The sequence below is a fragment of the Pseudonocardia sp. genome (assembly GCF_035305885.1).
Lineage (GTDB): Bacteria > Actinomycetota > Actinomycetes > Mycobacteriales > Pseudonocardiaceae > Pseudonocardia.
In genome coordinates, this window is record NZ_DATGOP010000104.1 from 1 (window position 1) to 25,679 (window position 25,679).

24 protein-coding genes and 2 tRNA genes are annotated in these 25,679 nt (G+C 75.2%); 16 read left to right on the top strand and 10 right to left on the bottom strand.

Annotation, left to right across the window (positions count from 1 at the left end; all coding sequences use genetic code 11):
• From VKZ81_RS21785 to VKZ81_RS21795, 3 genes are all read left to right on the top strand, one after another.
• A partial coding sequence (locus VKZ81_RS21785) for a siderophore-interacting protein (protein ID WP_324243491.1) occupies nucleotides 1-200 on the top strand: 200 nt, incomplete at its 5' end.
• Nucleotides 201-522: 322 nt separating this feature from the next.
• Nucleotides 523-1,788, top strand: coding sequence for a bifunctional glycosyltransferase family 2/GtrA family protein (locus VKZ81_RS21790; RefSeq protein WP_324243492.1), 1,266 nt, complete (start codon nucleotides 523-525; stop codon nucleotides 1,786-1,788).
• Entirely contained in the window at nucleotides 1,785-3,728 is a 1,944-nt protein-coding gene (locus VKZ81_RS21795) for a glycosyltransferase family 39 protein (protein WP_324243493.1), read from the top strand. The genes VKZ81_RS21790 and VKZ81_RS21795 overlap by 4 nt, the downstream gene beginning before the upstream one ends.
• Here the strand turns inward: VKZ81_RS21795 and VKZ81_RS21800 are convergent.
• The gene (locus VKZ81_RS21800; RefSeq protein ID WP_324243494.1) at nucleotides 3,701-4,093 is read right to left on the bottom strand and encodes a hypothetical protein; all 393 of its coding nucleotides are present in this window, start codon (nucleotides 4,091-4,093) and stop codon (nucleotides 3,701-3,703) included. The genes VKZ81_RS21795 and VKZ81_RS21800 overlap by 28 nt on opposite strands.
• Nucleotides 4,074-4,523, bottom strand: a complete 450-nt coding sequence (locus tag VKZ81_RS21805; protein ID WP_324243495.1) for a DUF2461 family protein — start codon at nucleotides 4,521-4,523, stop codon at nucleotides 4,074-4,076. Before VKZ81_RS21805 ends, VKZ81_RS21800 begins: the two co-directional genes overlap by 20 nt.
• Nucleotides 4,524-4,570: 47 nt before the next feature.
• Here VKZ81_RS21805 and VKZ81_RS21810 point away from each other — a divergent pair, with 47 nt between their 5' ends.
• The 7 genes from VKZ81_RS21810 to VKZ81_RS21840 all read left to right on the top strand — a co-directional run bounded on the left by VKZ81_RS21810 (nucleotide 4,571) and on the right by VKZ81_RS21840 (nucleotide 13,282).
• Nucleotides 4,571-5,311, top strand: a complete 741-nt coding sequence (locus VKZ81_RS21810; RefSeq protein ID WP_414709439.1) for a response regulator transcription factor — start codon at nucleotides 4,571-4,573, stop codon at nucleotides 5,309-5,311.
• Nucleotides 5,308-6,714, top strand: coding sequence for a sensor histidine kinase (locus VKZ81_RS21815; RefSeq protein WP_324243497.1), 1,407 nt, complete (start codon nucleotides 5,308-5,310; stop codon nucleotides 6,712-6,714). The genes VKZ81_RS21810 and VKZ81_RS21815 overlap by 4 nt, the downstream gene beginning before the upstream one ends.
• A 143-nt stretch (nucleotides 6,715-6,857) precedes the next feature.
• Nucleotides 6,858-8,594 carry an ArnT family glycosyltransferase gene (locus tag VKZ81_RS21820; RefSeq protein ID WP_324243498.1) on the top strand — a complete coding sequence of 579 codons (1,737 nt, stop codon included), beginning with the start codon at nucleotides 6,858-6,860 and terminating at the stop codon, nucleotides 8,592-8,594.
• A gap of 44 nt (nucleotides 8,595-8,638) precedes the next feature.
• On the top strand, nucleotides 8,639-10,282 hold the full coding sequence (locus VKZ81_RS21825; RefSeq protein ID WP_324243499.1) for an AMP-binding protein: 1,644 nt from the start codon (nucleotides 8,639-8,641) through the stop codon (nucleotides 10,280-10,282).
• A gap of 13 nt (nucleotides 10,283-10,295) precedes the next feature.
• Nucleotides 10,296-11,168, top strand: a complete 873-nt coding sequence (locus VKZ81_RS21830) for a ferredoxin family protein (RefSeq protein WP_324243500.1) — start codon at nucleotides 10,296-10,298, stop codon at nucleotides 11,166-11,168.
• Nucleotides 11,169-11,237: 69 nt separating this feature from the next.
• Complete coding sequence (locus VKZ81_RS21835) at nucleotides 11,238-11,744, top strand: PH domain-containing protein (protein WP_324243501.1); 507 nt, start codon at nucleotides 11,238-11,240, stop codon at nucleotides 11,742-11,744.
• Nucleotides 11,741-13,282 (top strand): PH domain-containing protein, encoded by a 1,542-nt coding sequence (locus tag VKZ81_RS21840; RefSeq protein WP_324243502.1) that lies wholly within the window; start codon nucleotides 11,741-11,743, stop codon nucleotides 13,280-13,282. The genes VKZ81_RS21835 and VKZ81_RS21840 overlap by 4 nt, the downstream gene beginning before the upstream one ends.
• 12 nt (nucleotides 13,283-13,294) lie before the next feature.
• Here the strand turns inward: VKZ81_RS21840 and VKZ81_RS21845 are convergent, their stop codons facing one another.
• The gene (locus VKZ81_RS21845; RefSeq protein WP_324243503.1) at nucleotides 13,295-14,851 is read right to left on the bottom strand and encodes a helicase HerA-like domain-containing protein; all 1,557 of its coding nucleotides are present in this window, start codon (nucleotides 14,849-14,851) and stop codon (nucleotides 13,295-13,297) included.
• A gap of 104 nt (nucleotides 14,852-14,955) precedes the next feature.
• Between VKZ81_RS21845 and orn the strand changes: the two genes are divergently transcribed.
• From orn to VKZ81_RS21870, 5 genes are all read left to right on the top strand, one after another.
• On the top strand, nucleotides 14,956-15,582 hold the full coding sequence (orn, locus tag VKZ81_RS21850) for an oligoribonuclease (RefSeq protein ID WP_324243504.1): 627 nt from the start codon (nucleotides 14,956-14,958) through the stop codon (nucleotides 15,580-15,582).
• Between the two features lie 40 nt (nucleotides 15,583-15,622).
• Nucleotides 15,623-15,695 (top strand) — tRNA-His (locus VKZ81_RS21855).
• An 85-nt stretch (nucleotides 15,696-15,780) separates the two neighbouring features.
• Nucleotides 15,781-15,853: transfer RNA gene (locus VKZ81_RS21860), tRNA-Lys, on the top strand.
• A gap of 926 nt (nucleotides 15,854-16,779) precedes the next feature.
• On the top strand, nucleotides 16,780-17,499 hold the full coding sequence (locus VKZ81_RS21865; RefSeq protein ID WP_324243505.1) for a GAF and ANTAR domain-containing protein: 720 nt from the start codon (nucleotides 16,780-16,782) through the stop codon (nucleotides 17,497-17,499).
• Between the two features lie 22 nt (nucleotides 17,500-17,521).
• Entirely contained in the window at nucleotides 17,522-18,283 is a 762-nt protein-coding gene (locus VKZ81_RS21870; protein ID WP_324243506.1) for a GAF and ANTAR domain-containing protein, read from the top strand.
• A gap of 50 nt (nucleotides 18,284-18,333) precedes the next feature.
• Here the strand turns inward: VKZ81_RS21870 and VKZ81_RS21875 are convergent, their stop codons facing one another.
• The 6 genes from VKZ81_RS21875 to VKZ81_RS21900 all read right to left on the bottom strand — a co-directional run bounded on the left by VKZ81_RS21875 (nucleotide 18,334) and on the right by VKZ81_RS21900 (nucleotide 23,313).
• Entirely contained in the window at nucleotides 18,334-18,726 is a 393-nt protein-coding gene (locus VKZ81_RS21875) for an SgcJ/EcaC family oxidoreductase (protein ID WP_324243507.1), read from the bottom strand.
• A gap of 151 nt (nucleotides 18,727-18,877) precedes the next feature.
• A complete protein-coding gene (locus VKZ81_RS21880) occupies nucleotides 18,878-19,474 on the bottom strand; it encodes a PadR family transcriptional regulator (RefSeq protein WP_324243508.1) in 597 nt (198 codons plus the stop codon).
• A 48-nt stretch (nucleotides 19,475-19,522) separates the two neighbouring features.
• Nucleotides 19,523-20,419 carry a TIGR03086 family metal-binding protein gene (locus tag VKZ81_RS21885; RefSeq protein WP_324243509.1) on the bottom strand — a complete coding sequence of 299 codons (897 nt, stop codon included), beginning with the start codon at nucleotides 20,417-20,419 and terminating at the stop codon, nucleotides 19,523-19,525.
• Between the two features lie 40 nt (nucleotides 20,420-20,459).
• Entirely contained in the window at nucleotides 20,460-21,491 is a 1,032-nt protein-coding gene (locus tag VKZ81_RS21890; RefSeq protein WP_324243510.1) for an ABC transporter substrate-binding protein, read from the bottom strand.
• Nucleotides 21,492-21,502: 11 nt separating this feature from the next.
• Nucleotides 21,503-22,534, bottom strand: coding sequence for an ABC transporter permease (locus tag VKZ81_RS21895; RefSeq protein WP_324243511.1), 1,032 nt, complete (start codon nucleotides 22,532-22,534; stop codon nucleotides 21,503-21,505).
• Nucleotides 22,531-23,313, bottom strand: coding sequence for an ATP-binding cassette domain-containing protein (locus VKZ81_RS21900; protein WP_324243512.1), 783 nt, complete (start codon nucleotides 23,311-23,313; stop codon nucleotides 22,531-22,533). Before VKZ81_RS21900 ends, VKZ81_RS21895 begins: the two co-directional genes overlap by 4 nt.
• A 181-nt stretch (nucleotides 23,314-23,494) precedes the next feature.
• On the opposite strand from VKZ81_RS21900, the gene VKZ81_RS21905 reads away from it, so the two are divergent.
• Nucleotides 23,495-24,652 carry a hypothetical protein gene (locus tag VKZ81_RS21905; protein WP_324243513.1) on the top strand — a complete coding sequence of 386 codons (1,158 nt, stop codon included), beginning with the start codon at nucleotides 23,495-23,497 and terminating at the stop codon, nucleotides 24,650-24,652.
• Here VKZ81_RS21905 and VKZ81_RS21910 read toward each other — a convergent pair whose 3' ends face one another.
• The gene (locus tag VKZ81_RS21910; protein WP_324243514.1) at nucleotides 24,653-25,663 is read right to left on the bottom strand and encodes a TerC family protein; all 1,011 of its coding nucleotides are present in this window, start codon (nucleotides 25,661-25,663) and stop codon (nucleotides 24,653-24,655) included.
• Nucleotides 25,664-25,679: the final 16 nt, after the last annotated feature.

Here is a 25,679-nt window from a genome sequence, read left to right on the forward strand (position 1 = left end):
GGTGGCTGCACCGCGGCGACGCCGCGCCGGGCGAGCCGCTCGCCGCCGCGGTGCGGGCCGCCGAGTTCCCGCCCGGCAGCGGGCAGGCGTGGCTCTCCGGCGAGTCGGGCTGCGTGCGCCACCTGCGCAAGCACCTGCTCGACGAGCGCGGCTTCGACCGCAAGCGGGTCTACGCCACCGGGTACTGGCGCGCCCGCTAGCGCCGCCCGGTCACCGACGCGGACCCCGCGGTCCGCGACCTGGCGCCGTCGGCGCCGGCCCCGCGCGCCCGGCCGGCCGTCGCACCACCGGCTGCGGGCTCCGCGTCGCGCGCCACGACCTCGCCGCACCCGCAGGAGGTCACCTGCCTCCCCCCGCCGCCGGGAGCACGCCGAGCGGGAGTACCCGTGGCTCGCCGAACCAGCCGGCCGAGGCCGCGCATCGGCTCCGGACGTGACGGCGGGGTTCGCGCGCCGGTGGCTCCACATCCCGCTCACATCCGCGGCACACCCGGCGGACAGCATGCGGCCCGAGGCTGGGCGCATGATCGTCGGAAGCGCACTGCGACCTCCGCCGCCGCCCGTTCGGGCGGAGCGCACCGTGCTCGACGTCGTCGTGCCCGTCTTCAACGAGGAAACCGACCTCGAACCGTCGGTCCGCCGGCTGCACGAGCACCTCTCCGGGCAGTTCCCCTACCCGTTCCGCATCACGATCGCCGACAACGCGAGCACCGACGCGACGCCGCGGATCGCCGCCCGGCTCGCCGCCGAGCTACCGGACGTCGTCGCGCTGCGGCTCGCCGAGAAGGGCCGCGGGCGCGCCCTGCGGGAGGCGTGGTCGGCCTCCGACGCGCAGGTGCTGGCCTACTGCGACGTCGACCTGTCCACCGACCTGGCCGCCCTGCTCCCGCTGGTGGCCCCCCTGATCTCGGGGCACTCCGACCTCGCGATCGGCACCCGGCTCGCGCGTGGCTCGCGGGTCGTCCGCGGGGCGCGCCGGGAGCTCATCTCCCGCTCCTACAACCTGCTGCTGCGCGGTGCGCTCGGCGCCGGGTTCTCCGACGCGCAGTGCGGGTTCAAGGCGATCCGCGCCGACATCGCCGACCGGCTGCTGCCGCTGGTCGAGGACACGGGCTGGTTCTTCGACACCGAGCTGCTCGTGCTCGCCGAGCGGAGCGGGCTGCGCATCCACGAGGTGCCCGTCGACTGGGTCGACGACCCCGACAGCCGGGTCGACATCGTCGCCACCGCCGTCGCCGACCTCAAGGGCATCGTCCGGCTGGGGCGGGCGCTCGCCACCGGTCGGCTGCCGCTGTCGCAGCTGCGCGCGCGGCTCGGTCGCGACGCCCCGCCGGGCGCGGTGCCCGGCGTGCCCACCGGCCTGCCCGTCCAGCTGGTGCGGTTCGCGGCGATCGGCGTGCTGAGCACCCTCGCCTACTCGGCGCTGTACCTCGTGCTGCACGGGCCGGTCGGGGCGTACGCGGCCAACCTGCTCGCGCTCGTCCTCACCGCGATCGGCAACACGGCGGCCAACCGGCGCCTGACGTTCGGCGTGCGCGGGACCGCGGGCGCCGCCACCCACCAGCTGCAGGGCCTGCTCGTGTTCGCGCTCGGCCTCGGCCTGACCACCGGCGCGCTGGCCGCCCTGCACACGTGGCTGCCCGACGCGGGCCGGGGCGTCGAGCTGCTGGTGCTGATCGTCGCCAACGCGGTCGCCACGGTGCTGCGGTTCGTCGCCTACCGCTCCTGGATCTTCCGCTCCCCCGCCACGCGCCAGGCCGCACCCGCCCGTCAGGAGACCACGCTATGACCGCCACCCTCGCCCCGGCCCACCCGCTGCCCTCCCCGCCCCCCGCCCGTCCCCGGCGCGGCCGCGCGGAGGTGGTCGCCCTGGCCGTCCTGCTCGCCGGCACCGCCGCGCTGTACCTGTGGAACCTCGCCGGCGTGGGCTGGGGCAACCCGTACTACTCGGGCGCGGTCCGGGCGATGACCCAGAACTGGACCGCGTTCTTCTTCGGCTCCACCGACGCCGGGAACACGGTCACGGTCGACAAGCCGCCCGCCGCGCTGTGGGTGACGGCGCTCTCGGCCCGGATCTTCGGCCTGTCCCCGTGGAGCGTGCTGGTGCCGCAGGCGCTCATGGGCGTCGGGGCGGTGGCGCTGCTGCACGCCGCGGTGCGCCGGGTCACCGGCCCCTGGGCGGCGCTCCTCGCGGCCGGGGTGTTCGCGCTGACCCCGGTCACCGTGCTGATGTTCCGCCACAACAACCCGGACGCCCTGCTGGTCCTGCTGCTCGTCGCCGCCGCGTACGCCACGGTGCGCGCGATCGAGCGGGCCTCGACGCGGTGGATCGTGTTCGCGGGCGCGCTGGTCGGGGCCGCGTTCCTGGTGAAGATGCTCCAGGCGTTCGTGGTGCTCCCCGCGCTCGCGCTCGCCTACCTCGTCGCCGCCCCCACCGGGGTGTGGCGGCGGATCCGCCAGCTCGTCGCCGCGGGCGCCGCCGTCGTCGCGGCCGCGGGCTGGTGGGTGGCGGCCGCCGAGCTGTGGCCCGCGGGATCGCGGCCCTACATCGGGGGCTCGGAGAACAACAGCGTCCTCGACCTCGCGTTCGGCCACAACGGCCTGTTCCGGCTCCTCGGCCGGAGCGCGGACGGACACGCCCAGCAGCCGGTCGCGGTGGTGGTATCGCCGCACGGGACGGAGGTCGTCAACGGGTTCGGCGGGCCGGCCGGCTGGACGCGCCTGTTCGGCCCCGAGGTGGGCGGTCAGGCCTCCTGGCTGCTGCCCGCCGCGCTCGCGCTGCTCGTCGTGGGCCTCGTGCTGACGTGGCGCGCCCCGCGCACCGACCGGGTGCGCGCCTCGCTCCTGCTGTGGGGCGGGTGGACCGTCGTGACGGCCGTGGTCTTCAGCTTCGCCCAGGGACCCTTCCACCCCTACTACACGGTGGCGCTCGCACCGGGCGTCGCCGCGCTGGTCGGGATCGGCGGGGAGCAGCTGTGGCGGCGGCGGGCGGCGTGGCAGGCGCGGCTCGGGCTCGCCGGGCTCGTCGCGGGCACCGCGGCGTGGGCGGTGGTGCTGCTGGGCCGGACACCGGACTTCGCGCCAGGGCTGCGCTGGGTGGTGATCGCCGCGGCGGCGGTCGCCGTGCCCGCCCTGCTGGCCGGGCCGTGGGCGCGCCGCACCGCGGTCGTCGCCGGGCTGGCCGCGCTGCTCGCCGGCGGCGCGGCACCGCTGGCCTACGCCGCGGACACGGTCACGCGCACCACCCACAGCGGCGGGAACCCGACGGCCGGGCCCGACGCGCCGGGTTCGGGGTCCGGCGCGCCGATGCGCAGCGGCCCGCCCCGCAGCGGCCCGACCAGCAGCGGGCCGACCGACGGCGGCGTCCCCGCCGGACCGGACCGCCTGCCCGGCGACCCGACCGACCCCGAGCTCGCGGCGCTGCTGCAGGGGGCGGGCACGAGGTGGGCCGCGGCCACCACGAACGGGTCGATGAGCGCGGTGCTCGCGCTCACCGCCGACGTCGACGTGATGGGCGTCGGCGGGTTCAACGGCCGGGACCCCGCGCCCACCCTCGAACGGTTCCAGCAGCTCGTCGCCGCGGGCGAGGTGCGCTACTTCGTCGACGGCGGCGGTGGTGGCGGGCGCCCCGGCGGCGTCTCCGAGGTCACCGCCTGGGTGCGGGACGGATTCACTGCGACGACTGTGGGCGGCTTCACCGTCTACGACCTGACCCGGCCGGTGCGCTGACCACCCTCATCGGCACCGGCCGCCCGGGTGGCCGTGCCCCCATCCCTCCGGGCACGGCCACCCCACCCGTCAGCTCGACGGCCCGGGCGCGGCCGCGGCGGCACCGGCTCGGGCGCGCCCACGTGCGCGTCCAGCCAGGACACCACGGGGGCGGCCGCCCGCCAGGCCGCGCGGACCTCCTCGAGCGGTTCGGCCGTGGAGATCCAGGCGCCGACCGGCCGGCTCGCGACCACCTGCAGACCCAGCAGCGTGAGCAGGTGGATGCGCGGGTGGGCGCGGCGGGGCGCCGCGCGCAGGTACCGACCCTTCTCGACCCGGTGCCCGGCGAGCAGGCGCGCGAGCTCCTCACCCGCCTCCCCGAGCACGGCGGCCCGGTAGCGGCGCAGCCGGCCGGGGTCGAAACCGCCGGCGCCCCACCGCGGTGGTGAACGCGGTGGCCGACGGCGCGCCGGACAGCTCCACCCCGCCCGGGCCCGCGGCGACGACGCCGGTGTCGGTGCGGTAGGGCGAGGCGTCGGAGCGGAACCGCCGGTCGCGGTGGGCGCGCAGCACGCGGACCGGGCCGCACTCGGGCTCGAGCTCGGCCGCGAGCGCTCGCGACGGAGCGTCGACGACGCGGCGGTGCCGGTTCGCCCCCCGGAACTCGCGGGTGTTGTCCGCGGCGATCTCGGCGAGGAACGCCGCCGCGTCGCGGGGCCGGCCGGTGAACCCGTCGCACGCCGTGTCTCCTCGGCGCGGGTGGTACCGGCATGGGCGACGACGGGGGTTCCCGCGGCGGACGCACAGGTTCTGCACAGGTTCCGCCCATCGGGGCCACAGCCGCGCGCGCGAGCCTGGCTAGCATGGCGGCGATGCGGGGCACCGGACCTGAGCTGCGGCGCGCCGATGGAGGACCGATCCGGGTCCTGGTCGTGGACGACGAGGCTCCGCTGTCGGAGCTGTTGTCGATGGCGCTGCGCTACGAGGGCTGGGACGTGCGCACGGCCGCCGACGGCGCCACCGCCGTCCGCGCCGCCCGCGAGCACCGCCCGGACGCGGTCGTGCTCGACGTGATGCTCCCCGACCTCGACGGCCTCGAGGTGCTGCGCAGGCTGCGCGCCGAGAACCCCGAGATCCCGGTGCTGTTCCTGACCGCGCGGGACGCCGTCGAGGACCGCGTCGCCGGGCTCACCGCCGGCGGCGACGACTACGTCACGAAGCCGTTCAGCCTCGAGGAGCTGGTCGCGCGGCTGCGCGGGCTGCTGCGCCGCTCCCGGATGACCGCGGCCCACCAGGGCTCCGAGCTCGTGGTCGGCGACCTGGTGCTCGACGAGGACAGCCACGAGGTGCGCCGCGGCGACGACCTGATCGAGCTCACCGCCACCGAGTTCGAGCTGCTGCGCTACTTCATGCGCAACCCCAAGCGCGTGCTGTCGAAGGCCCAGATCCTCGACCGCGTCTGGAACTACGACTTCGGCGGCCAGTCCAACGTCGTCGAGCTCTACGTGTCCTACCTGCGCAAGAAGATCGACGCCGGGCGCGCCCCGATGATCCACACGGTCCGCGGCGCGGGCTACGTGCTCAAGCCGGCGGCGGGCGGGTGACGCGCCACTCGCTGCGGACCCGGCTGGTGGCCACCACGCTGCTGCTCCTGGCCATCGCCTCGACCGTCATGGCCGTCGCCACCACGATCTCGCTGCGCGAGTTCCTCATGCGCCGCCTCGACGACGACGTGCGCGCCTCCAGCCGCGTCCTGATCCGCGCGGAGCTGGGCGGCCCAGCGGTCATCGCGCTGCCGCCGCCGCGCGGATCCCGTCCCCCGGACACGCTCACGGCCGTGGTCCGCGACGGCGAGGTCGTCGCCGCCTCCGTGTTCCCGATCGGGGAGGACCCGCGGCCGGTGCCCGAATCGGTCCACCCGGCCCTCGCCGAGCTGGCGCCCGGGTCGCCGCCGCGCAGCGTCGACCTCGGCGAGCTCGGCGACTACCGGCTCCTCGCCACCCGGCTGCCGATCGGCGACACGGTCGTGACGGGCATGCCGGAGGCCCCCGTGCAGGCGATCGTGCGGTCGCTCGTGCTCATCGAGCTCGTGGTCACCGGCATCGCGCTCGCCGGGGCGGGGATCGCGGCGACCGTCGTCGTCCGGCGGGAGCTGCGGCCCCTGGAACGGGTGGCGGCCACCGCGGCCCGGGTCAGCGCGATGCCGCTGGACCGGGGCGAGGTCTCGCTCGTCGAGCGGGTGCCCGACGTCGACCCGCGCACCGAGGTCGGGCAGGTGGGCAGCGCGCTCAACCGGATGCTCGACAACGTCGGGTCCGCGCTCGAGGCGCGCCACGAGAGCGAGGTGCAGCTGCGCCAGTTCATCGCCGACGCGAGCCACGAGCTGCGCACCCCGCTCGCCGCGATCAGCGGCTACACCGAGCTCACCCGCCGCGGCGAGCTGCCCGGTGACGTCGAGTACCCGCTCTCGCGGATCGCCTCCCAGGCCGAGCGGATGACCGCGCTGGTCGAGGACCTGCTGCTGCTCGCCCGCCTCGACGCGGGCCGTCCCCTCGAACGCGGCGAGGTCGACCTCACCCGCCTCGTCGTCGACGCGGTGGCCGACGCCCACGTCGCCGGGCCCGGGCACACCTGGCAGCTCGCCGTGCCCGAGGAGCCCGTCGTCGTGCCCGGGGACGCCTCGCGGCTGGCCCAGGTGCTGGCGAACCTGCTCGCCAACGCCCGCGCCCACACCCCGCCCGGCACGACGGTGACGGTCACCCTCGCTCCGCAGGACACCGACGTCCGCCTGTCGGTCGCCGACGACGGCCCCGGCATCGCCCCCGAGCTGCTGCCGCACATCTTCGAGCGGTTCGCCCGCGGCTCGACCTCCCGGTCGCGGGACAACGGCAGCACCGGCCTCGGCCTCGCGATCGTGCGGGCGGTGACCGCCGCCCACGGCGGCACGGTGACCGCGACGAGCCGGCCCGGCCGCACCGAGTTCACGGTCCACCTCCCCCGCGCGTAACCGGTTACGCCGGATGGCGGCGCGGCGGTGGCCGCTCGTGGACCGGCCGGCGCCGTTCGGCGGTCGGAGCCCGCGGGGCACCACCCGGCGACGCCCGCGCCGACAGCATCGAGGGCACCGGCGCCCGTCGGTGAGGAGGTTCCGTGACCGTTACGGCCGACACCATCCCCATCCCCCGCCTGGCGCCGTCGGCCCCACCCGCGCTCCGCCCGTCCACCGCGGGCGAGCGGGTCGCGCTCGCCTGCCTGCTGCTCGCCACCGCCGCCCTGTACGGGTGGGGCCTCGGCTCCGCCGGGTGGACCGACCCCTACCACGCGGCCGCGGTCCAGGCCATGGCGCAGGACCGGACGGCCTTCCTGTTCGGCTCGACCGATGCGGGCGGGACCGTCACGGTCGACCGACCGCCCGCCGGGCTGTGGCCGATGGCGCTGTCGGCGCGGGTGTTCGGGTTCTCGACGTGGAGCGTGCTCGTCCCGCAGGCGCTCGTCGGCGTCGCCGCCGTGGCGGTGCTCCACGCGACCGTGCGCCGGGTGGCCGGGCCCGTCGGCGGGCTCGTGGCGGGCGCGGTGCTCGCGCTGATGCCGGTGACCGCCGGGACGTTCCGCGCCACCGACCCGGACGCGCTGCTGGTGCTGCTGCTGGTCGCGGCGGCGTACGCGGTGGTGCGCGCCACCCGCACCGCGGGCACCGGCTGGCTGCTCCTCGCGGGCGGGTTCGTCGGAATCGCGGCGCTCACCCACACCGCTGCGGCGCTGGTACCGCTGCCCGCGATGGCGCTGGCCCACCTCGTCGCCGCGCCGACCGGGTTGCGGCGCCGCGTGCGGCAGCTGGTGGCCGCCGGGTTCGCGCTGGTCGTCGCGGGCGGTTGGTGGTTCGCGCTCGTCGAGCTGACGCCCGCGGGCAGCCGCCCGTACGTCGGCGGCTCGCGCACCGACAGCGCCCTGGAGCGCGTCCTGACCGGGGCCGGCGAGCCGGCCGGGCCGGGCCTCGCGGGGATGGTCGACGCGGCGCACGGTCCGTTCGTCGGCTGGCTGCTGCCGCCCGCGCTCGCCCTGTTCCTCGTGGGGCTCTGGCTCGGCCGCGGCGAAAAGCGCACCGACCCCACGCGCGCGTCCCTGCTGCTGTGGGGCGGGTGGACCGTGAGCGCGGCCCTCGCGATCGGCCTCGCCGGCGCGGGCGTCGGCGACGCGGTGGTGCTCGCCCCCGGCGTCGCGGCGCTGGCCGGGGTCGGCGGGGCGCTGCTGTGGGAGCGGCGAAGGGGTCCGGCGGGCCGCGCCGCGGGCGCGCTCCTCGTCGCCGCCACCGCGGCCTGGATGTGGGTGGTGCTCGACCGGGCCGGCGAGCTGCCGCCGTGGTGGCGCTGGGCCGTCCTCGCCGTCGCCGCCCTCGCGGTCGCCGGCCTGCTGGTGCGGCCCCGCCGGGTCACGGGCACCCTGCTCGGGCTCGTGCTCGCCGCGACGGTGCTCACCGGCCCCGCCGCCCTCGCCGCCCCCGCCGTGGCCGAGGGCGGCCCGGGCGCGGCGCCCGGCGCGATCGGGGCGGGCGAGGACGGCCCGGCGCCGCCCGACGCGGCGCTGGTGGAGCTGCTGCGCTCGACGAGCCGGAAGTGGTCGGCCAGCACGGTCGGGGCGGAGGACGCCGCCGTGCTCGCGCTCGCCAGCGGCACCTCCGTGCTGGGCATCGGCGGCCGCGACGGCCTCGACCCCGCGCCCACCCTCGAGGAGTTCCAGGACCACGTCGCCGAGCGGGAGGTGCGCTGGTTCGTCGACGGCGGCCCGCCCGACCGGGTCCCGGAGATCGCGGCGTGGGTGCGGGAGAACTTCGCACCGATCTCGGTCGGCGGCCGCACGGTCTACGACCTCGATCCGGAGTCGCCCTGACCGCTCCCCTGCGCACGGCGGTCCGGCTTGCCAGACTGGTGCCCGTGATCGAGGTCGGACGGGTGCTCGAGTTGGCGCGGTCGGGAGCCGAACAGGCCGCGGGTTCCGCACGGGCGGTGGTCGCGCTGACCCGCTCCGGGGTGATCCGCCCGATCCGCCCCGACCGGCTGGCCGGCATGGTCTCAGCACTCGTCCGTTACGGCCTCACGATCACCGCGGGGTACGCGGCGGGGGCGGCGCGGCACCCGGACCGCACCGCGATCGTCGACGAGACGGGCTCGCTCACGTTCGCCGAGGTGGCGACGTGGACCGACGCGATCGCCCGCGGTCTCGCGGCGTCCGGCGTCGGCCCGGGCACGCGCGTGGGGCTGCTGTGCCGCAACCATCGCGGCGCGATCGCGGGCCAGGTCGCGGCCGGCAAGCTCGGCGCCGACACGGTGCTGCTCAACGTCGGGCTGTCGGCCACCCAGCTGCGCGAGGTCGCGGCCGAGCTGCGCCTGCACACGGTGGTGGCCGACGAGGAGTTCGAGCCGGCGCTCGCGGGGCTCCCCGACCGCGTCCGGGTCGTCCGCGACACCGAGCTCGCGCGCCTCGACGGCCCCGGCCCGCTGCCGCGCCGCCCGCCCGCGGCGCACACGATCGTGCTGACCTCCGGCACCACCGGCACCCCGAAGGGCGCCCGGCGCCCGCCGGTGCACAGCATCTCCCCGGCCGCGGCGATCCTCTCGGCGATCCCGCTGCGGGCGGGCGAGCCCGCGTTCATCGCCGCGCCCCTGCTGCACACCTGGGGGTACGCAGCGCTGCAGCTGGCGGTGCTGCACGGTTCGCCGGTCGTGCTCGCCCGCAAGTACTCCCCGGCCGGGTTCCTGCGGGTCAGCGAGGAGAACCGGGTCGACGCCGTGTTCGCGGTGCCGGTGATGCTCCAGCGGGTGCTGGAGCTGCCCGCCGCCGACCTCGACCGGGCGTGGCGGACCCACCGCCCGCGGATCGTCGCCGTGAGCGGGTCGGCCCTGCCCGGCGACCTCTCCACCCGGTTCATGGACCGGTTCGGCGAGGTCCTCTACAACCTCTACGGCTCCACCGAGGTGTCATGGGTGAGCATCGCCGGGCCGCGGGACCTGCGGACCGCGCCCGGCACGGCGGGCCGGGCGCCCGTCGGCACCAGCCTGGTGATCCTCGGCGACGACGGCCGCCCGGTCCCGCCCGGCACCGAAGGTCGCGTGTTCGTCCACAACGACATGCCGTTCGCGGGCTACACCCGCGAGGGCGTCGACGTGGAGCGGCACGGCAGGCTGATCGGGACGGGGGACGTCGGCCGGCTCGACGAGCACGGCCTGCTGCACCTCACCGGCCGCGCCGACGACATGATCGTCTCCGGCGGCGAGAACGTGCACCCGGGCCCGGTCGAGGACCTCATCGCCGCCCGCCCCGAGGTGCGCGAGGCCGCCGTCACCGGGGTTCCCGACGAGCAGTACGGGCAGCGCCTGGCCGCGTACGTCGTGCTGGAGCCGGGCGCCGAGGTGACCGCGGACGACGTGCGGGGCTGGGTCCGCGCCGAGCTCAGCCGGTTCTCGGTGCCGCGCGACGTCGAGTTCGTCGACGAGCTGCCTCGCAACGCCACCGGCAAGGTCGTGCACCGCGAGCTCGGACGTGACCGGAGTCACCCATCGGAGTTAGGTAAGGCTTAGGTACGGTTCGGGTGTGCACCCCGAAGCGAGATGGCAGCGCTGCAGCCTTCTCGCGCTCGCAGGCGACGAGCCCCTGGCCGGCACGGCCCCGCAGGCCCGCCGCTGGGTGTGCGTCGAGCAGCGGGGCGCGTGGCCGTCCGACCTCACCGAGCACCCCGAACCCGCCCTCGCCGCGCTCGCCCGCACGCCCGGGTGGCGCCTGCTGCTGATCCGCAGGCCCGGCCGCCGCGGCGAGCGGGGCGCGTCGCTGCGGGTGTTCCTCGCCGACACCGCCCCCGGCCGCTCCCGCGTCACGACGTTCACCGTCGACGGCCCCGAGGAGCTCGCCGGCGTCGAGCTGCCCGGCCCCGACGAACCGCTCCCCGGCTCGCCGGTCGCCGACCCGCTGCTGCTCGTGTGCACGCACGGCAGGCGCGACCGCTGCTGCGCGGTGGACGGGCGCGCGCTCGCCCTGTCCGTCGTCGACGCGGGCGAGCAGCACGTGTGGGAGTGCAGCCACCTCGGCGGCCACCGGTTCGCCCCCACGGCGCTCGTGCTCCCCACCGGATACGCCTACGGCCGGCTCGACCCGGCCACCGCCATCGCCGCGCGCAAGGCGGCCTTCCCCGGCGAGGTCGACACCACCCGCTGCCGCGGCCGCAGCACCTGGTCGCCCGCCGGGCAGGTCGCCGAGCTCGCCGTCCGCGCCGCCACCGGCATGCGCGACGCCGACGCGCTGCAGGTCACCGACGTCGCAGGCGGGGCGGTCGTCTCCGCGCGCGACGGGCGGTGCTGGGAGGTCGACGTCACGCCGGTCGTGGGCGCCCCGCGGCCGCTGTCCTGCGGCAGGGACCCGGCGCCCGCCGAGTCGCTGCGCGCAGACGCGATCCGCCTCGTCGCCGGCTGAGCCCTGGCCGTCCCGCAACCACCCGCGCCGGTCCCCCGGCCCGACCGCCCGGCCGGGCAGACTCGTGGTGTGCCCGCAGCCCCCACCGCCCTCCCCCTGCGCCCACCCGCCCACCAGGTGAGCCCCCGTGCGGTGCAGTGGTGGCGGCTGCGCGCGGCGCTCACCACGCTCGTGATCCTCGCGCCGCAGGGGATCGCGCTGCTGGTGCTCGCCGGACAGCCGCCCGGGTGGCTCGTGGCCACCACCCTGATCACCCTGCTCGCCGGGTTGGCCTACGCGGTCGCCGTGCCGCCGCTGCTGTACCGCATCCACCGCTGGGAGGTCACGCCCGAGGCCGTCTACACGCTGTCGGGCTGGCTCGTGCGCGAGTGGCGGATCGCGCCGATCTCCCGCGTGCAGACCGTCGACACCGAGCACGGGCCGCTGCAGCAACTGCTCAAGCTCGCGAGCGTCACCGTCACCACGGCGTCGGCCCGGGGCCCGGTCACGATCCGCGGCCTGGACGAGGGCGCGGCCGCCGAACTCGCCCGCCAGCTCACCGAGACCACGCAGGCCACGCCCGGGGACGCGACGTGACGCCCGAACCCGACGCGCCCGCGTGGCGCAGGCTGGACAAGCGGATGCTCGCGGTGACCCCGCTGTCCGGCGCGGTCCGGCTGCTGCCGGTGGCGGTGGTGATCCTGCTGACCGGCCAGGGCGACGCCGTGGCCCGGCTGTGGGTGCCGCTCGGCATCGCGCTGGCGCTCGTGCTCGCCGGCGTGGTGCGGTGGCGCACCACCAAGTACCGGATCACGGCCGACCGGGTGGAGCTGCACACCGGGTGGCTGCGCAGGCAGCGCCGGTCGGTCCCGCGGGACCGGATCCGCACCGTCGACCTCACCGCGAAGCTCGTGCACCGCGTGTTCGGGCTCAGCGTCGTGCACGTCAGTGCGGCGGCCGGCTCCGGGTCGGACAGCTCGGGCCTCGACCTCGACGCCGTCAGCAAGGCCGAGGCCGACTGGCTGCGCCGCGAACTGCTCGACCGTCCCGCCCCACCGGCCGCCGAGCAGGCGCCCGCGGCCGAACCGCCCGCCGCGCGCCACACCGTCGAGCTGGCCCGGCTGGACTGGTCGTGGCTGCGCTTCGCGCCGCTGACCTTCTCCTCCATCGCGGGCATCGGCGCGGTGTTCGCCGCGGTGTACAACCTGTTCGACGACCTCGGCGTCGACCCGCGCGACGTCCCCGCCGTCGACGACGCCGCGGACCGGCTCGCCGCGGCCCCGCTCTGGGTGGGCGTCGGCGTCCTCGGCGCGCTGCTGCTCGCCGCGGCCGTGATCGGATCCCTGCTGCTGTTCGCCGAGCGCTGGTACGACTACCGGCTCACCCGCGAGACCACCACCGAGGGGGGCGCGCTGCGCGTGCGGCGCGGGCTGCTCACCCGGCGGTCGCTCTCGGTGGCCGAGCAGCGCCTGCGCGGCGCCGAGGTGGTCGAGCCGCTGCTGCTGCGGGCGGGCCGCGGCGCCCAGACCCGGGCGCTCGCCACCGGGCTCTCCCGCGACGCGCAGGGCGGCGCCCTCCAACCGCCCGCCCCGCGGGCCGAGGCGCACCGGGTGGCCGGGGCGGCGCTGCGCGACCACCCCGCGCGGGCCACGCTCGCCCCGCTGCGGCGCCACCCCCGCGCGGCGCTGCGCCGCAGGCTCGTGCGGGCGCTCGGGCCCGCCGCGCTGCTGGTCGCCGTCGCGTTCGCGGCGGGCGGGCACGCGGCGATCCCGTGGCTCGGGCCGGCGAGCCTCGTGCTGCTCCCGATCGCCCTGCTGCTCGCGCTCGACCGCTACCGCAACCTCGGCCACGAGGTGACGGCCCGCTACCTGGTCACCCGCCAGGGCTCGGTGCAGCGGCGGACCGTCGCGCTGCAACGGGCGGGCGTGATCGGCTGGACCTTCCGGCAGAGCGTGTTCCAGCGCCGCGCCGGGCTCGTCGACGTGGAGGCCGTCACCGCGGCCGGGGCGGGCGGCTACCCGGTCGTCGACGTGGCCGCCGCCGACGGCGTGGCGCTCGCCGACGCCGCCACCCCCGGCCTGCTGACCCGGTTCACCGTGCAGCCGCCGACGCCGCACGCCGCCGGGCGGCGGTGACCGCAGCGGCCGTCAGCGGCGCCGCCTGCGCGTGCGCGTGCCGAACAGCCCGCGCGTGATCTCCCGACCCAGCGCGCTCGCCGCCGACCGCAGGAACGACTTCACCACCGGCGACCCGAGCACCTCGGCCACCACACCCGGCTCCTCCCGGCGCCGCTCGGGCTCCGGCGCTGGGGGCGGCGGGGCGTCCGGCTGCGCCGGCGCGGGCTCCGGGGCCGCCATCGTCGCCGTCAACTTCTCGTACGCGGACTCGCGGTCCACGGTCTCGCCGTACTTCGCGTAGAGCGGCGACGCCTTCGCCGCCTCCGCCACGGCCTCCGGGCCGATCGCGGCCATCAGCGACCGCGGCGCCCGCATCCGCGCCCACGCCACCGGCGTCGGCGCGCCACGCTCCGAGAGCACCGTGACGATCGCCTCGCCGATCCCGAGCGACGTCAACGCCTTCTCCATGTCGTAGACGTCGGTCTTCGGGTAGGTCCGCACGGTCTTCGACAGCGCCGCCTGGTCATCCGGCGTGAACGCCCGCAGCGCGTGCTGGATCCGCGCCCCGAGCTGCGAGAGCACCTCGTTCGGGATGTCCGTCGGCAGCTGGGTGCAGAAGAACACCCCCACGCCCTTCGACCGGATCAACTTCACGGTCTGCTCGATGCGCTCCAGGAACGCCTTCGAGGCACCGTCGAACAGCAGGTGGGCCTCGTCGAGGAAGAACACGAGCTTCGGCTTGTCGAGGTCGCCCGCCTCCGGCAGCTCCTCGAACAGCTCCGCGAGCAGCCACATGAGGAACGTCGACCACAGCCGCGGGTTCGCCTGCTGGTCGGCGAGCTCCAGCAGCGTGACGACACCCTTCCCGTCGACCTGACGCATGAGGTCGGCCGGGTCGAACTCCGGCTCGCCGAAGAAGTCGTCGCCGCCCTGGGCCTCCAGGTTCACCAGCGCCCGCAGGATCACCCCCGCCGTCGCCGCGGAAACCCCGCCGATGCCCTTCAGGTCGGCCTTGCCCTCGTCCGAGGTGAGGTGCTGGATGACCGCGCGCAGGTCCTTCGTGTCCAGCAGCGGCAGCCCCTGCTGGTCGGCCCAGTGGAAGATCAGGCCGAGCGTCGATTCCTGCGTCGCGTTGAGCCCGAGCACCTTGCTCAGCAGGATCGGGCCGAACTGCGTCAACGTCGCCCGGATCGGCACCGCGGCGGAGCCGCCGCCCAGGGACATGAACTCGACCGGGAACGCCGTCGGCGTCCAGTCGTCGCCCGTGTCCTTCGCCCGCTCCTCGATCTTCGGGCCGCCCTTGCCGGGGCGCGCCATGCCCGACAGGTCGCCCTTGACGTCCGACAGCACGACGGGCACCCCCGCCGCCGACAGCTGCTCGGCGATCCCCTGCAACGTCTTCGTCTTGCCGGTGCCGGTGGCACCCGCGACGAGACCGTGCCGGTTCAACGTCGCGAACGGGATGCGCACGCGGGCCTCGGGGTCGACGACGCCGTCGACGACGCAGCCCAACTCCAGCGCCGCGCCCTCCGTCGCGTACCCGGCGGCGATCTCCTGTGCTGCGGTGCGGGCGGCCGTGTTCTCCACGGCGCCGCAGCCTACTGCCAAGACCCACAACGAGCTGGTCTCGAACGCAGGCGACACGCGCCGGAGCAGGCCCGGCGCCCCGCCCCCGGGCATAGTGTGGCGCCGTGACCGACCGGCTGGTGTGGATCGACTGCGAGATGACCGGGCTCGACCTGCGGCGCGACGCCCTCATCGAGATCGCCGTGCTCGTCACCGACGGCGACCTCAACGTGCTCGGAGACGGCGTTGACGTCGTCATCCACGCCGACGAAGCCGCCCTCGCCGGCATGCCGGAGGTCGTGCGGGAGATGCACGAGAAGTCCGGCCTCACCGACGCGGTGCGCGCCTCCACCGTCACCGTCGCCGAGGCCGAACGGCTCGCCCTCGACTACGTGCGCGCCCACGTCCCCGAGGAGCGCAGCGCCCCGCTCGCGGGCAACTCCATCGCCACCGACCGGGCCTTCCTCGCCCGCGACATGCCCGCCCTCGACGGCTACCTGCACTACCGCATGGTCGACGTCAGCTCCATCAAGGAGCTCGCCCGCCGCTGGTACCCCCGCGTCTTCTACGCCAAGCCGGAGAAGGGCCTCGCCCACCGCGCCCTCGCCGACATCATGGAGTCCATCCGCGAGCTGGAGTACTACCGCCGCACCCTCTTCGTCCCCCCACCCGGACCCAGCACGGAAGCCGCCCAAGCCGTCGCCGCCAGCCTCCCGGCAACCCGCTTCGAGGCCCCACAACCGGAACGCTAAGCTTGACCACGCGAGCCCCGGTCGAGGCCGGGAACGCATGGTGGGTGTAGCTCAGCTGGTAGAGCACCTGGTTGTGGTCCAGGAAGTCGCGGGTTCAAGTCCCGTCACTCACCCCGAAGCCGCGGCACCCCCGCCGCAAGGCCCCCAGGAGGCGCGTGTTAGCGTTTCCAGGCGCCGAGCGGAAGGGCGCAACGGCGAGCGCCGCTAGCTCAATTGGCAGAGCAGCTGGCTCTTAACCAGCGGGTTCGGGGTTCGAGTCCCTGGCGGCGCACCGGCGAGTCGGCGAGGTGTGCCCACGGAAAGCGTGGGCCTGCCTCGCCGGTTTGTTTTTCTGGGGGTGCAACCCCCAGACCCCACCCGGACGGGCTCCGCCCCCCGGACCCCCCGAAACACCACCCCGTGCCCCATCCGGCGCACCAGCTCCCCAACCCCTGCAACCACGAGCCCACAACAGGCGGGGCAACACCTCGACCCAGCCCGGACCCCGCAGTCGCGGCTCCCCAGCCCCTGCGACCACGAGCCGACATTCGGTGTGGGCGACATCACCATGCGCGGACATCGGGGCCGCCCCGCCCGGCCTGGGTTCCGCGGAACCCACCGGTCTCCTCTCAGCGGTCCCGGGCCGACTCCGCTCACACCTCGGGTGCACGTCACACACCGCCGGCCCTGTGTGAAGCACACCCCGGGTGGGTGAATTCGCCCCGGCCCCTCGGCCCGGACCGGCCACGGGGATCGAGGGGAGGGATCACGGCAAGCTGCTCGGCTGGTCATCGGGCCTCGGCCGGCACGTGCCGGCCGAGGCCCGATGCCTGTCGGCGCGCGCGTCCCACCCCCTCACAGGACAACGCCACCAGCAGGTTCCACGGGGATTCGGTGGATGCGGCCCGGGAGCGACGACGGCACGCACGACACCCCACCGCGTCGATCAGCGGGCACCGGGGTCTGGGGCGCGGGTGCCGAGAGTAGGCGCATGCCTCGTAGCCGTCCAGCGCTGAACGGGCGTACCGCGGGCCCCGGATGCCCCACCGACCACCCTTCTCACCAGGCCCGTCGCCCTCCGTCACCCCTCGCGGACTACGCTTCACGCGCTGGCTCGGTGTCCGATCGGGTCCCCGTCGTGCGCGTGGCCACCACCGGAAGCGACGGGGGAGATGTGATGATCAGCGACGGCGCGAGTAGCTAGCGGGGTGGCGTCAGGTGCGTGAGCTCGGCGTGGTGACCAGGGCGCTGTTGGGCGTCGCCCGGGACGGCCTGGACGAGCGCGCGCTGGCCGAGACCATCTGCCGGGCGTGCGTCGACGGATTGGACATCGACGGTGCGTCGATCTCGGTGTTGACCGCGACCGACGCCCGCGAAACGCTGTGCGCCTCGGATCAGACGGCGGACGTTCTGGAAGAACTCCAATACACGTTGAACGAAGGTCCGTGTGTGGAAGCGGCGACGAGCGGTCACCCCGTACTCGTGCCGGATGTCCACGACCGGACGGCGACGGCGCGCTGGCCGGTGTTCGCTTCGGCCATCGGCGAGCGAACCCCGGTCCGGGCGCTGTTCGCGCTGCCGTTGCGGTGGGGCGCGATCAACCTCGGGGTGCTGGACATGTACCGGCGCGCGCCCGGCAACCTGGACGACGAGCAGCGCCGGGACGCTTTCAGCGCCGCCGACGTCGCCGCGCTGCTGCTGCTGGGGCAGCGGACCGACCCCGGCGGCGACGAGGGGTGGCTGGAAAGCGCCACCGCGAGCAGGGCGGAAGTCCACCAGGCCACCGGCATGGTGCTGGTCCAGCTCGGGGTGAGCGCGCCGGAGGCGTTGGCCCGACTGCGGGCCTACGCCTTCTCCCACGGACGCCTGCTGATCGACATCGCCCGCGACGTGGTGGCTCGGCGCATCAGCTTCGTCGAGGACGTGAAAGAGCCATGAGACCATGTGAGGGGCGTGCGTGATGAGTCGATCGCCTGTCGAGCGCGAGCGCTCGGTCGGTCAGGCGTTCGTGGTGCTGGCGGACACGATGGTCGATGACTACGACGCGATCGACCTCCTCGATCGCCTGGTGGGTTATTGCGTCGAGTTGCTGTCCGTCGATGCCGCGGGCATCGTCCTCGGGGATGCACGCCAGGAGCTGCGCGTCGTCGCGGCGTCCAGCGAGGACGCGCAGGTGATGGAGCTGTTGCAGCTGCAGAACGACGAGGGGCCGTGCCTCGACTGCTTCCAGAGCGCGGCCCCGGTCAGCATCGTGGACGTGACCGAAGCGGCCGACCGGTGGCCCGCGTTCACCGCCGCCGTCGCCGAACGCAGCGAGTTCCGGGCGGTCCACGCCCTGCCGCTGCGCCTGCGCGGCCAGGCGATCGGCGCGCTGAACCTCTTCGACCGCGAACCCGGGGCCCTGCCGGAGAACGACCTCACCCTCGGGCAGGCGCTGGCCGACGTGGCCACGATCGGCATCCTCCAGGAACGGGCCATCCGCCGCGCCGAGATCGTCAACGAGCAGCTGCAGACCGCCCTGACCAGCCGGGTCACCATCGAGCAGGCCAAGGGCGTGCTCAGCGAGCACTTCGAGGAGAACGTCGACGAGGCCTTCGACCGGCTCCGCCACTACGCCCGGAGCCGCAACGCGAAGCTCGCCGAGGTCGCGGGCCGGGTCGTCCGCCGCGAGCTCGACCTCGCCGAATTCACCCCACCGCGGCACCCCTCCAAGCGGCGGTGAACCGCCGCCTCCCGGCCACCGGGGACGGGCGACCGGGAGGCGGGGTCGGCTCAGCGCTGGGCCCTGGTGTTCTGGAAGGCCGCGATCCGCCAGTCGTCGTCCTCGCGCACCAGCACGAACGACACCACCGACGAGCGGTCGGCGGGCAGCTCCGCGTGGCCCGGCGGCCGGGTGCCGCCCGTCGCCAGCACGTGGGCGACGTCGCCGCCGCCCAGGTACCGGACCGGGACGGCCATCGTCGGCGGGTCCATCCGGAAGCCCTTCAACGGGCCGGCGAACAGCGCCCGGTGGCCCTCCTCGAGGGCAGCGCGGCCGCGCACCACGGTCCCGTCGAAGACGACGTAGGTCGCGTCCTCGGTGAACAGACCGGCGTAGGCGGCCGCGTCGCCGTCGTTCCAGGCGGCCGCGAGACGGGTCAAGGTGTCCTCGACGGACACGGGCATGACGACAACTCCTTCGGTCGAGCGTGTGGGTGGACGCGGCCACGGCGTCGTACGCTCACCGGTGCGGTTCCCGTGGAGCGCGGCCGCGGCCGCCGAAGCGGAATCCGGCCCGGGCGCGGGCGGGCCAACGCCTGCGCCCGGGCCACCTGGTCTACGTCACGTTCGGCACCTCCAGGTCACGGATGTCGTCCGGCCAGGCCAGCCGGCCCGCATCGAGGTCGGCCAGCAGGCCCGCGACCCAATCGCGCTCGGCGGACAGGCGCGCGATCTCGAACTCGGCCTCCACGAGCAGCAGCCGCGGCAGGTGCGCGGCCTCGGCGAGCGCGGCCCGCGTGCCGTCGACCCGCCTGCCCAGCTCCACGTGGCGCGCCGCGAGCGCGGCCCGCGCCTGCGGCACCGGCAGGCACCCGAGGAACGACAGCGCGGCGACGAACAGCGTCGCGTCCGGGTCCGGGTGCTCGAGCAGCCGCCGCACCCGCTCTCGCAGCTCGGCACGCCCGGCGTCGGTGAGCCCGTACACGGTGCGCTCGGGGCGGCCCTCCGCGCGGTCGGTGCGCACCACCTCGATCAGCCCGGCGCGCAGCAGCCGGTCCACCGCGTGGTACATGCTGCGCGGCAGCCCGGTCACGAAGTCCTTGTGCGTATCGACCATCAGCCGGTGCATCTCGTAGGTGTGCCGCGGCCCGGTCGTGAGCAGCGCGAGCACCGTGAGCGCCGGCAGGTCCCGGTCCACGCGCCGCAGCGCCATGCCACCTCCTAGTGCAAGCTGCAGTATGGCAGATTGCACTAGGAGGCGTCACCCCTTGACGTAGGAGAGCTTCTCCGCGACCCGCCCGTCCCGGACGGTGAACAGGTCCACGCCCCGGACGTGCCCGTCGCCCCAGTCGTAGCGCCACCGCTGCACGACCCGGTCCCCCGCTGCGAATGCCTCCTCGGCGGTGAACCGCGCCCTCGGCGCGCCGGAGAACAGCGTCGTCCACGCCGCCCGCACGGCGTCCGCCCCGACGTGGCGGGTGCCGTCGGGGGACGTCGTGTCCTCGAAGACGCAGTCCGGAGTCATCGCGGCCATGATCGCGTCGACGTCCTTCGCGCCGAACGCGGCGTTGAACCGCTGCACCGCCGCCAGCGCCGGGCTGCGGCCGAACATCGCGAGCAGCTCGTCCTGCGCGTCGCCCCCGGCCACCGCGGGTCGGGCACCGACGAGGCCCGCCCGCCGGTACATCGGCTCGACCCCGGCGAACCACCGGCGGACGGTCTCGACGGAGTCCACGTCGAGCGCGGCGGGCTCGCCGATCGCCTCTGCGAGGTCCCACGCGTGCACCAGGTGGTCGGCCGCGAGCTGCACGACGTACTCCCGGCCCGGCACCGCGCCGAACGACAGGTGCACCGTCCGGTCGAGGGCGTCGACCGCCTCGACGGCGGCCACCGCACCGGCCGCCGCGTCGTCCACCGCGCCGACCGGGTCGGCACCGAGCAGGTCCCCGGCGAACCGGTCACCGACCTCGGCGATCGTGGCGCCCCCGAGGAGGGGCGGCGCCCACCGCTCCTCCTCGACGACGTGCCGCACCAGCGCGCGGACGTCCCACTCCGCGCACGGGGTCGGCGCGCCCCACCGGTCGCCGACGCGGTGGACGCGCGCGGTGAACTCCGCCGTGGCCCGGCGGTACAGCTCGCGGGCGCCGAGGGTGGACATGCGAGACCTCTCGCGCCCGGCCGCCGCGGCGTTATGGCGCTCAGCAGGCCGTCTTGTAGAAGTACTCCGACTTGCTGTCCAGGTCGGCCTGGGTGATCGCGACCAGGTCGGTCTGGATCTCCCGCTCGACCGGCCTGCCCTCGATCGCGGCGACGACCTGCTGCACGCCCTGGCGCCCGATGGTGGCCGGGTCCTGGGCGATCAGCGCGGACACCTCGCCCGCGCGCAGGTCCTCGACCTGGTTGGGGCTCGCGTCGAACCCGACGAGGCGCACCTGGTCGGTCTTGCCCGCGTTGCGCAGCCCGGTGGCCGCGCCCTCACCGGTGTTGAGGTTGGTGGCGAAGATGGCGGCCAGGTCGGGGTCGCTGGACAACTTCGCCGACACCTTTTGCGCCGCGATCGACGGCTGGTTGTCGGTGTACTCCTGCCCGAGGTACGTGATGCCCGGGTAGTTGGCGATCTCCTCCTCGAAGCCCTTCGCCCGGGCGTCGGTGGTGGAGGTGCCCGCCTTCGTGTTGAGCACCATGACCTTGCCCTGTTCGCCGATCAGCTCGGCCACGGTCTGCGCGGCGAGCCGACCGCCCTGCTCGTTGTTCGACGACACGGTCGACAGCGCGATCGACTCGTCCTGCAGCCGGGTGTCGACCTCGACCACCTTGATGCCCGCGGCTTTGAGCTGGTTCATCGGGTTGGCCAGTGCGACGTCGTCGGTGGGCGCGATCAGCACGCCCGCGGGCCGCGTGGCGAGCACGCCGGTGACGATCGGCGTCTGCAGGGCCGCCTCGAACTGGTCGGGGGCCTGCGTGTCGAGCGTGTAGCCGAGCTCGGCCGCCTCCTCCTCGGCCCCGCACTGCATGGAGATGTAGAACGGCTCGGCCTTGACGCCCGGCAGGAGCACCAGGTTCTTGTTCTCCGGCGCGGCCGCCTGGTCGCCCTGGTTCTCCCCGATCGTCCCGCTGCCGCCGCACCCGGCCGCGAGCAGCGCCACCGCCGCCACCGCCGTCGCGCCCACCCGCGCGCGCCTGGTCGCACGGCACCGTTGCGAGACCGCTCCGCTCGTCCGCTCGCTCATCGTGCTCCTCCTCACCCGCGGTCCCGGGACCGCCGCCGGACCTGGTCGAACCACACCGCGGCCACCAGCACCGCGCTGATCGCGACCGGCTGCCAGAACTGCTGGACCCCGACGATGACGAAGCCCTTCGTGAGCACCGCCGGGATGAAGACGCCGATCACCGTGCCGAACACCGAGCCGACCCCGCCGAACAGGCTCGTGCCGCCCAGCACGACCGCGGCGATCGCGTTCAGGTTGTCGGTGGAGTGCCCGCTGATCGTGGTGGTGCCGAAGTAGGCGAGCGACATGAAGCCCGCGAGGCCCGACAGCAGCCCGACCCCGGTGTAGACGCGCACGAGGTGGCCGCGCACCGGGATCCCGACCCGGCGGGCCGCCTCCGCGTTCGACCCCACCGCGAACGTGCGCCTGCCGAAGCGGGTGGTGTGCAGCAGCCAGGCCCCGGCCAGCGTCACGACCGCGGCGAGGGCGACCATGTGCGGCACCTGGCCGGTCTGGCCGAAGCCGAGGCCGTCGCGCAGCACGCGCGGAACCGTGCGCACGTCGACGCCGTCGGTGATCAGCTGGGCCGCGCCGAGCGCGGCGCCGAACGACCCGAGCGTGACGATCAGCGGCGGGATCCCCGCCCGGGCCACCAACAGCCCGTTGAGCAGGCCCCACGCTCCCCCGCCGGCGAGCGCGGCGACCAGCCCGAGCAGCACGACGCCCGCACCCGCGTCGGAGGCGTCCCCGCCGGAGACGCCCTCCATCAGCTTCGCCGCGACGACCCCGGAGAACACCAGCACCGAACCGACCGACAGGTCGATGCCCGCCGTGATGATCACGAACGTCATCCCGACCGCGAGCACCAGCAGCACCGACGCCTCGATCAGCAGCGTCTGCAGGGTGAACAGGGTGGGGAAGGCGTCCGGGCGCAGCACGGAGAACAGCACGCACAGCGCCGCCAGCACCAGCGCGATCCAGAACGTCGACACGCCCACCAGCCGCTGGACGAGCGTGCGCCGCGCGGGCGGCGCGCCCACCTCCGCGACCTCGATGTCGGTCACCGCCCCTCCTCCTGCGTGAGCGCGCCGGTCATGGCGGCCACCAGCTGCTCGAGCGTGACGTCGGAGGCGGTGAACCGCGCCACCCGCGTGCCGAGGCGCAGCACCTCGATCCGGTCCGCCACGGCCAGCACCTCCGGCATGTTGTGGCTGATCAGGACGACCGCGACGCCGGTGTCGCGCACCCGCCGGATCACCTCGAGGACGCGCTCGCGCTGCACGACGCCGAGGGCGGCCGTCGGTTCGTCGAGGAACACCACCCGGCTGGCCCACACGACCGACCGGGCCACCGCGACGCTCTGACGCTGCCCACCGGACAGCGACCCGATCGGCACGTCCAGGTCCTGCAGGGTGACGCCGAGGCGGGCGAAGTGCTCGGCCGCCTCGCGGCGCATCGCCGCCTTGTCGAGCATGCCGAGCTTGCCCAGCACCCCGGGGCGGAAGCGCTCGCGGCCGAGGAACAGGTTCGCGGCGGGGTCGAGGTCGGGGGCGACCGCGAGGTCCTGGTAGGCGGTCTCGATGCCGTGGCGGCGGGCGGTGTTCGGGGAGTCCAGCACCACCGGCTTCCCGTCGATGAGGATCTCGCCCGAGTCCGGCTGCTCCACCCCGGACAGGCATTTGACCAGCGTCGACTTGCCGGCCCCGTTGTCGCCGATGAGGGCGACGACCTCGCCCGCGGACAGGTCGAACGAGGCCCCGCGCAGGGCCTGGACCGAGCCGTAGCTCTTGCGCAGCTCGCGCGCCTGCAACAGCGGGGGTGCCCCGTCGCCCGTTCCCGTCACCCGAGCCCCCGATCCTCGACGATCCGGTGCGCCCTAGCTTGGCCCCTCCGGGGCCGTTCTGTCGATCACGGCAGGAGTCGGCACCCGGCCGTGTCGGTGGACGGGTCGGGGGACGGGTCACGGCCGCCGGCCGTGGGCACGCCCCGATCGGGCAGGATCGGCCCGACGAGAGGAGCTCGCGATGAGTGCGGCCGATGGCGCGCCGCGCACCGGTGCGCCGCCGTGGCCCCGGATCGCGCACGCTCTCGCGCCCGCGGGTGTCTACCTCGGGGTCCGGGCGGTGGGCGTCGCCGTGCTCGCCCTCATGGCCGGCCCTCGCCTCGTGGCCGAGCTCACCAGCTGGGACGCCGCGTGGCTGCTCGCGATCGCGGAGCACGGCTACGCAGGCGTCCCGGCCGACATGCTGGACGCGTTCGGCAGGCACACCCCCGAGACGCCGCTGGGCTTCTTCCCGGGCTACCCGGCCCTCGTCGCCGCGGTCGGCCTGCTCACGGGCGGCAACCTCGTGGTCGCCGGCCTCCTCGTCGCCGCGGCCGCGGGCGTGGCGGCCGCCTACGCGCTGACCGCGATCGGCGAGCTGGTTCCGGGTGGGTCGCGCCGGGCCGGGCTGCTGCTCACCGCCCTGTTCGGCGCCACCCCGATGAGCGTGGTGCTGTCGATGGCCTACACCGAGGCGCTGTTCTGTGCGCTCGCGGCGTGGGCGCTCGTCGGCGTGCTGCGCGAGCGGTGGCTGCTCGCCGGGCTCTGCGCGGCGGGCGCCGGGCTGGTCCGCCCCACCGCGTCGGCCGTGGTGGGCGCGGTCGGGCTGGCCGCGCTCGCCGCCGTCCTCGCCCGCCGCGGCGGCTTGCGGCCCTGGCTCGGCGGCGCGCTCGCCACCACCGGCCTGCTGGGCTACCTCGGCTGGGTCGCCGCGCGCACCGGCGCGCCGGACGGCTGGTTCCGCATCCAGCGCACCGGCTGGGGCTGGTACCTCGACGGCGGCGCCGCGACGCTGCGCTACCTCGGGGGCGTGCTCACCGCCGGGGAGCGGCTCTTCGACGCCGTCACCGTCGTCGGGCTCGTCGGCAGCCTCGTCCTGCTCGGGCTCGCGATCGTGCAGCGGGTTCCGTGGCCGCTCGTCGTCTACGGCGCGCTCGTGGTGCTGCCGGTGTGGGCCACCGCCGGCCTCATGAACGCGAAGCTGCGGCTGCTCGTGCCCGCATTCGTGCTGCTCGTCCCGATCGCCACCGGCCTCGCGCGGCGCCGCGCGGGCACGGCCGTCGCGGTGGTCGCCGCGGCCGCGCTCGCCTCGGCCTGGTTCGGCGGCTACGCCCTCACCATCTGGCGCTACGGCATCTAGCTACCGGTCGCGCTCCTCGGCCTGCGCCGCCTTGTGCGCGCGCAGCGAGCCGGCGTGCGCCCTCAGCGACGGGTCGCGCCGGGTCTTGATCAGGCTCGCGACCGTGACGATCGCCAGCACGGCGACGATCACGCCGAGGCTGAGCAGCGTGGGGATCTCGGGGACGCTCTCGGAGATGTCGCTGTGGGCCCAGTGCAGGATCAGCTTGACCCCGATGAACGCGAGGATGATCGACAAGCCGGTGGACAGGTAGACCAGCCGGTCGAGCAGGCCCTTCACGAGGAAGTACAGCGCGCGCAGGCCCAGCAGGGCGAACGCGTTGGCCACGAACACGATGAACGGCTCCGCGGTGACGCCGAACACCGCCGGGATGGAGTCGAGCGCGAAGAGCAGGTCGATGCTGCCGATGGCCAGCAGGACGATGACCAGCGGCGTGACCACCCGGCGGCCGTCCACGCGCGTCGTGAGCTTGCCGCCGACGTAGTCGTCGCTGATCGGCAGCACCCGGCGCGCGGTCCGCACGACGGGGTTGTCCTCGACGTCGGGGTCCTCGTCGCGGTGCCGGAACAGCTGCACGGCCGTGTAGATCAGCAGCAGGCCGAACAGCAGGAACATGAACGAGAACAGCGACAGCAACGCGGCGCCCAGCGCGATGAAGATCACGCGCATGACCAGCGCGAGGATGATGCCGAACGTGAGCACCTTGTGCTGGTGCTCCTCGGGCACCGCGAAGGTCGACATGATGATCACGAAGACGAACAGGTTGTCGACCGAGAGGCTCTTCTCGACGATGTAGCCGGCGAAGTACTGGGTGCCGAAGTCGCCGCCGTAGGCCATCGCGAACCAGACGCCGAACGCCACCGCCACCAGGACGTAGAACACCGACCACGCGGTGGCCTCCCGGAACCCGACGCGATGCGGCCGCGCCGCGGCCAGCACCAGGTCGAGCGCGAGGAGCCCGACGATCAGACCGATCGTCGCCGCCCACGTGAGCCCGCTGATCTCGAGCAAGGGGCCTCCGCCTCGA

Excerpts from the sequence above, each read along its gene's own strand:
- VKZ81_RS21790 (WP_324243492.1), top strand. The coding sequence starts at position 523 with ATGATCGTCGGAAGCGCACTGCGACCTCCGCCGCCGCCCGTTCGGGCG.
- VKZ81_RS21795 (WP_324243493.1), top strand. The coding sequence starts at position 1,785 with ATGACCGCCACCCTCGCCCCGGCCCACCCGCTGCCCTCCCCGCCCCCC.
- VKZ81_RS21810 (WP_414709439.1), top strand. The coding sequence starts at position 4,571 with ATGGCGGCGATGCGGGGCACCGGACCTGAGCTGCGGCGCGCCGATGGA.
- VKZ81_RS21870 (WP_324243506.1), top strand. The coding sequence starts at position 17,522 with ATGAGTCGATCGCCTGTCGAGCGCGAGCGCTCGGTCGGTCAGGCGTTC.
- VKZ81_RS21875 (WP_324243507.1), bottom strand. The coding sequence starts at position 18,726 with ATGCCCGTGTCCGTCGAGGACACCTTGACCCGTCTCGCGGCCGCCTGG.
- VKZ81_RS21880 (WP_324243508.1), bottom strand. The coding sequence starts at position 19,474 with ATGGCGCTGCGGCGCGTGGACCGGGACCTGCCGGCGCTCACGGTGCTC.
- VKZ81_RS21885 (WP_324243509.1), bottom strand. The coding sequence starts at position 20,419 with ATGTCCACCCTCGGCGCCCGCGAGCTGTACCGCCGGGCCACGGCGGAG.
- VKZ81_RS21890 (WP_324243510.1), bottom strand. The coding sequence starts at position 21,491 with ATGAGCGAGCGGACGAGCGGAGCGGTCTCGCAACGGTGCCGTGCGACC.
- VKZ81_RS21905 (WP_324243513.1), top strand. The coding sequence starts at position 23,495 with ATGAGTGCGGCCGATGGCGCGCCGCGCACCGGTGCGCCGCCGTGGCCC.